Annotated in this window: 6 protein-coding genes; 4 read left to right on the top strand and 2 right to left on the bottom strand. The window is 63.9% G+C overall.

Annotation, left to right across the window (positions count from 1 at the left end; genetic code table 11):
- A partial coding sequence (locus tag ACESY8_RS19265) for a phosphohexomutase domain-containing protein (protein ID WP_498794940.1) occupies nucleotides 1–910 on the top strand: 910 nt, incomplete at its 5' end.
- 257 nt (nucleotides 911–1,167) lie between these two features.
- Complete coding sequence (locus ACESY8_RS19260) at nucleotides 1,168–2,826, top strand: ribonuclease J (RefSeq protein ID WP_039997298.1); 1,659 nt, start codon at nucleotides 1,168–1,170, stop codon at nucleotides 2,824–2,826.
- 123 nt (nucleotides 2,827–2,949) lie between these two features.
- Here the strand turns inward: ACESY8_RS19260 and ACESY8_RS19255 are convergent, their stop codons facing one another.
- Nucleotides 2,950–3,930, bottom strand: a complete 981-nt coding sequence (locus ACESY8_RS19255) for an Ig-like domain-containing protein (protein WP_204682603.1) — start codon at nucleotides 3,928–3,930, stop codon at nucleotides 2,950–2,952.
- Nucleotides 3,931–4,107: 177 nt separating this feature from the next.
- Here ACESY8_RS19255 and ACESY8_RS19250 point away from each other — a divergent pair, with 177 nt between their 5' ends.
- On the top strand, nucleotides 4,108–5,574 hold the full coding sequence (locus ACESY8_RS19250; RefSeq protein WP_498794939.1) for an AAA family ATPase: 1,467 nt from the start codon (nucleotides 4,108–4,110) through the stop codon (nucleotides 5,572–5,574).
- On the opposite strand, the gene ACESY8_RS19245 is transcribed toward ACESY8_RS19250, so the two are convergent.
- Nucleotides 5,495–5,728 carry a hypothetical protein gene (locus ACESY8_RS19245; protein WP_009259501.1) on the bottom strand — a complete coding sequence of 78 codons (234 nt, stop codon included), beginning with the start codon at nucleotides 5,726–5,728 and terminating at the stop codon, nucleotides 5,495–5,497. The two genes, ACESY8_RS19250 and ACESY8_RS19245, sit on opposite strands and share 80 nt — an antisense overlap.
- Nucleotides 5,729–5,809: 81 nt before the next feature.
- On the opposite strand from ACESY8_RS19245, the gene ACESY8_RS19240 reads away from it, so the two are divergent.
- Complete coding sequence (locus ACESY8_RS19240) at nucleotides 5,810–6,025, top strand: helix-turn-helix domain-containing protein (protein WP_024723501.1); 216 nt, start codon at nucleotides 5,810–5,812, stop codon at nucleotides 6,023–6,025.
- Nucleotides 6,026–6,144: the final 119 nt, after the last annotated feature.

The following is a 6,144-nucleotide window of genomic DNA, read 5'->3' as shown; positions in this document are numbered from 1 at the left end:
GCTCTACTTCTTTGACCGCCGGGGGATGCCACTGGGCCGGGCGCGGGAGCGCCGGCTGGAGGGGGCCCTGCTACGCAGTGAGCTGCGGCGGATGCCCGCCGGGCGGGTGGGCCAGTGGGAGTCCGTCACCGGCGTCCGCCCGGCCTATGCCGCCGATGCGGCCAAGCGGTCCCAGGTGACCCAGGCTCCGCTCCGGCGCCTGGAGGTGGCGGTGCCCGGCAGGGAACCGGCGGACGGAGCCCTGGCGGAAGCCCTGGAGCGCCTGGGCTGCACCGTCCGGAGGGAGGCATGCCCTGGCGTGCCCGCCTTCCGCACTGGGCGGGGCGGCTTCCGGCTGCTGGCCGAGGATGAGGAGGGAGAACCCCTCCCGCCGGAGCAGTTGCTCACCATTGTGGCCCTCATCGAATATGAGGATGGGGCGGGGCGGGTAGCGGTGCCCGAAGCCGCCCCAGCAGCTATCGACACCCTGGCCGCCGGCTACCACGGCGGCGCCCTCCGGCTGGGTCGGGACGGGCCGGAGGCGGAGGCGCGGTACGGAGAGCTGCCCTGGCTGCGGGACGCCCTCTTTGCCGCCTGCCGCATCTGCGCCCACCTGGGCATGACCGGTGAGCGGCTCCATGGCCTGGCGGGGAAGATTCCCCGCTTCGTCCTCCGCCGCCGGGAGGTTTCCCTTCGAAGCGGGCAGGGGGAGGTGCTCTCTGTGCTGCTGCGCACCCTGCCCGGGGCACAGCCGGCTGGGGGCGGCCTGCGGGTCCGCCAGGGCGAGGGGTGGGTCACTCTGGTGCCCCTGGCCCGCAGCGCCGTTCTGCGGATCGTGGGAGAGGCCCGCAGCGCCGAGCTGGCCGAGGAGCTGTGCGCCTTCTGTGCCCGCCGGGCGGAGGAGGCCGACCGGGGCCTGCCGGAAAAATAGAGGTATACTTTTCCGCAAAGGTATGGTATACTAAAATAACCTATCATGGCTTTATGCGCATTTTGCGCTTGAATAAGCAGGACACAGCGGGCATAGAAGAGCGCCAGGCGGCGGAGCGGCCGCCCCCTCTTTCCGGCGAGGCAGGGCCGGAACGGGCGGGGGACCGGGACCGCCTTGGTTTCGTGCGCCCCTGCTCCGCTGGTCCTTACATACCATTTGTATGGATTCAGAATAAAAGGAGTGTTCCAAGACTTACTATGGCTGAAAAACTGAAAATCATCTCCCTGGGCGGACTCAATGAGATCGGCAAGAACATGACCGTCTACGAGTACGGCGGGGACATCATCGTGATCGACGTGGGCATGGGCTTTCCCGACGACGACATGTACGGCATCGACGTGGTGATCCCCGACTTCTCCTATCTCATCAAGAACAAGGACCGCATCCGGGGCATCTTCCTCACCCACGGACACGAGGATCACATCGGCTCCATTCCCTATCTGCTGCGGGATATCAATGTGCCCATCTACGCCACCCGCATGACCGCGGGGCTGGTGAAGCTGAAGCTGGAGGAGCACCGCCTGCTGAACAAGACCAAGCTCATCACCTGCGAGGCGGGCGAGGTGGTCAAGGCGGGCAAGTTCTCCGTGGAGTTCATCCACGCCAACCACTCCATCGCCGACGCGGTGTGCTTCGCCATCAAGTGCGGTGTGGGCACGGTGGTGCACACCGGCGACTTCAAGATCGACCCCACCCCCATCCAGGGCGGCATGATGGATCTGGGCCGCCTGGGGCAACTGGGCAAGGAGGGCGTGCTGGCCCTGCTGGCCGACTCCACCAACGTGGAGCGCCCCGGCTTTACCAAGAGCGAGCGCAGCGTGGGCGACTCCTTTGACGCCCTGTTCCGCGGCTGCCAGCAGCGCATCATCGTCACCACCTTCGCCTCCAATGTGGACCGCATCCAGCAGATCATCGACGTGGCGGCCCGGTACGGCCGCAAGGTGGCGGTCACTGGCCGCTCCATGGAGAACGCCATGAAGGTGTCCACCGAGCTGGGATATATGAACATTCCCGACGGCGTGCTGGTGGATCTGGCCCACATCAAGAGCCTGCCCAAGCACAAGATCTGCATCATCACCACCGGCAGCCAGGGCGAGACCATGTCCGCCCTGACCCGCATGGCCTTCAACACCCACCGCCAGGTGGAGATCCAGGCCGGCGACCGGGTGATCCTCTCCGCCTCCGCCATCCCCGGCAACGAGAACGCCATCGGCAGCGTCATCAACGAGCTCTACCGCAAGGACGCCGAGGTGGTCAACGAGCGGCTGGGCGCCCTCCACGTGTCGGGCCACGCCTGCCAGGAGGAGCTGAAGATCATCCACGCCCTGGTGAAGCCCAAATTCTTCATTCCCGTCCACGGCGAGCAGCGGCACCTCAAGACCCACGCCAAGCTGGCCCAGCAGATGGGCATGCCCCCCAAGAACATCCTCATCAGCGACATCGGCAAGGTCATCGAGCTGACCCCCAACTCCGCCAAGATCAACGGCACCGTGCCCGCCGGGCGTGTGTTTGTGGACGGCTACGGCGTGGGCGACGTGGGCAGCGTGGTGCTGCGCGACCGCAAGCACCTGGCCGAGGACGGCATGATCGTCGTGGTGGTCTCTATGTCCGGGGAGGACGGCAGCGTGGTCTCCGGCCCCGACATCATCACCCGCGGCTTCGTGTATGTGAAGGAGTCCGAGGGGCTTATGGAGGAGCTGCGGAAGGTGGCCGTCAAGGCCCTGGAGGAGTGCCGGATGGACACCATGAACGATTGGGCCTCCATCAAGTCGGAGATCAAGAACGCCATCTCCGGCTTCCTCTACAAGAAAACCAAGCGCAACCCCATGATCCTGCCTGTCATCATGGAGGTGTGAGTCAAAAAGGGGATATGACCGCGAAGGTCATATCCCCTTTTTGGACTGGATGCGGCCCGCCGGGGCCGGAGATAGGAGATATAAGAAAGCGGCATGGCCCTGGTGCCATGCCGCTATTCAGGTTCAGTTGCAGCGCACGATACAGGTTAGGGTCTTGCCGTCCACGGTGCAGGTGAGGGTGGTTTGGCCCTTGCCCACGTGCTTGACGGTGCCATCGCCGGAGACGGTGGCTACGGCGGTGTTGCCGATGCTCCAGGTAGGGGTGGAGGAGGTGCCGCTCACCTTCACCTGGAAGGCCTGTCCGGCCTCCAGGGTGAAGTCCGTCCGGTTGAGGGACAGGGCGCCGGAGGCGCCGGAGCCGCTCCCGCTGGAGGAGGATGCGCCGGAGGTGACGGAGTTGTGAACCAGACAGGTCTGGGTGACGCCGCCGGCCATGGTGGCGGTGATGGTGGCGCTGCCCTGCTTGCTGCCGTGGCTCACCTTGCCGTTCTCGTCCACCGATACCACCTCAGGGTCGCTGCTGCTCCAGGTGATCTTCCCGGCGGAGCCGTCGGGGATAAAGGTGACCGTCAGGGTGATGGGATTGGGCCACTTGTCGCTGAGGGTAAACTCACTCTTGCTCAGAGTGAAGCCGGTGGCCGTCTGCCCCTCGGGGATGGTGTCGCCGGGGGGCTCCGCCACTGGAGGCGTGCTCTCACCGGCGGGCTCGGTCTCCGACGGGCTGGCGTCCGGGGTGGGGGTCACGCTTTCCACCGGCGTGGTGTTGTCCGCCGGGCCGTCCACGTCGCCCTTGGCCACCAGGGGCCGGATGATGGTGATGACGATGATGACCGCCGCCACGATCAGGGCCAGGGAGACCACCGTGCCGATGATCTTCAGCGGTGAAGTGCCCCCGCCGTAGCCGCCGCCCCGGGTATTGGTCACCAGGCGCTTGCCGCCCCTGGAGCGGGGGGCCTCGTCGTATTCGTCGGTTTGGTAGTCGTCCTCCGCGGGCTCGACCTCGTCACAAAAGGGGCAGTGCTTATAGGTAGAGGAGTAGTCCTCCCCACAGTAAGGGCAGTGGATCATTTCGGGCTTATTGGCGCGGGTCCGCTTGGATGCCATCGGAAATCCCTCCAGTCGACATTCTTAGAGTTATTTTACAACGGCGGACGGCCATCCGTCAACGGCGTGGGGAAAAATGTAAAGGTTTTTTAATATTTATGTCAACTGAACTGCCTCCTTGCGCGGGCGGTCTGATTCGGATATAATAACACTAACCGAAAAACGAGGTGTTGCAGCGTGAAAGGTTCTCTCAGCGCCGCCGAGGTGCACAAGCAGTACAGTGAAGGGGTGACCGCCTTCCGGCGGCAGATCGCAGACGCCACCCTGCGGGTGAAGTTCACCCAGGAGGCGGATGTCTTTCTCCGGGCCTGCGCCTTGGGCGTGTGGCAGCGGGACGGCGCCTCCCTCACCCCCCGCCACGTGGAGTACTATAATGCCATCTATACCAAGGGCAATCCGGCCCCCTCCATTCTGTTCTGGGAGCTGTCCACCGCCGTCAGCGAGTACCCCGGCTTCCGGGTGCCCGACTTCTTCGCCCGGATGCGGGCCTGCGACAAGGTGTCCGGCACCCACCTGGCCCGCCGTTTTATCGACCTGGTCACCCTGATGCTCCTGCTCTTTGCCGCTGTGGACGACGTGGTGAGCGAGGAGGAGGCAGGCTTCGTCAACACCTGTGCCGACACCCTCTCCGCCCTCTGCGACCGGGACGGCCTCAAGGGGGAGAAGGCGCCCCTGGACGTGAAGGACTTCGTCACCCGGCGGCCTGCGCCTCCCAAGGCGGACGCCCCCGCCGGAGCGGGACAGGCGGCTGCGGCGGCCGGGGAGGAGGCGGAGCCCGCCCCCAGCCTGGAGGAGCTGATGGCCGAGCTGGACGGCCTGTGCGGTCTGGACAAGGTGAAGGCCGACGTAAAGAGCCTCATCAATCTGGTGAAGGTGCGCAGGCTGCGCCAGGAGCACGGCCTGCCCGTACCTCCCATGAGTCTCCACCTGGTCTTTCTGGGCAATCCGGGCACCGGAAAGACGACTGTGGCCCGCCTGCTGGCCAAAATCTACCGGGCCATCGGCGTACTGTCCAAGGGGCAGCTTGTGGAAGTGGACCGCTCCGGGCTGGTGGCCGGCTTCGTGGGCCAGACCGCGCTCAAGACCGGCGAGGTCATCGAGAAGGCCCTGGGCGGCGTGCTGTTCATCGACGAGGCCTATGCCCTGGCCAACCAGGACGCCCCCAACGACTTCGGGCGGGAGGCCATCGAGACCCTGCTCAAGGGGATGGAGGACCACCGGGACGATCTGATCGTCATTGCGGCGGGCTACACCGAGCTGATGGGCCGCTTTCTCCACGCCAACCCCGGCCTGGAGAGCCGCTTCAACAAGTATTTTTACTTCGAGGACTACAACGGGGCCCAGCTTCTGGCGATTTTTCAGTCCATGTGTGCGAAAAATGGGTATACGTTGGATGATAAAGCGACGGAATATGCCGAATCGTATTTTAAAACACTCTATGAGGAGCGGGATGAGAACTTCGGAAACGCCCGGGACGTGCGCAACGTATTTGAGCGGGCGGTGGCCCGCCAGTCCGACCGGGTGGCCGCCCTGGAGAAGCCCGGCAAGGAGGAGCTGATGGCCCTCACAGTTGCAGATCTTCAGGAGGAGGGAGGGCCAGTCCCAGACGGAGCCCCAGACGAAACCCTTCCTGAAAGCCCGTGAGGGAGGCGTTGTAGACCAGTCCGTCCTTGGCGTCGACCAGGTCCAGGGGAGCGCCGTGGAAGAAGGGTTCCCAACGGGCGGTGCGCTCAGGACAGGCGTCCTTTTTCGGGAGATAGACAAACTGATAGTAGAGCTCCTCGAAGATATCGTCCATGAAAAAACCTCCTTAACACGATGGTGATCATCGTTATTATATGCGATGATTGTCATCGTGTCAATAGGAAAGAGGGGTATTATGACAAAAGAACGGTTAAAGGAATTAAGGAAAGAAGCCGGCCTGACCCAAAACCAAGTGGCTGAAATGATTGGAGTGCAGGGGAGAAACTATCAGCGTTTGGAAATTACAGATGCCTTGCCCCCAACAAGGCATTTACTCGCTTTGGCAGATTATTATAATGTCTCAGTGGATTATATTTTAGGGCGCACGGACAAAAGGGAGATAAACCGCTGAGCCCTACAGCCGCCCGGCCTGCGGGCGGGGACAAGCCCCGCCCCTACATCCTGCGCGTTTCAGGGGACCGAAAATATGTTGTAGGGGCGGCCTTTATGGCCGCCCGCGGGGGGGCCCCC

It is taken from the genome of Clostridium sp. ATCC BAA-442 (assembly GCF_964239415.1).
Taxonomy (GTDB): Bacteria; Bacillota; Clostridia; order Oscillospirales; family Oscillospiraceae; genus Flavonifractor; species Flavonifractor plautii.
This window is presented reverse-complemented; position numbering and strand designations above follow the sequence as displayed.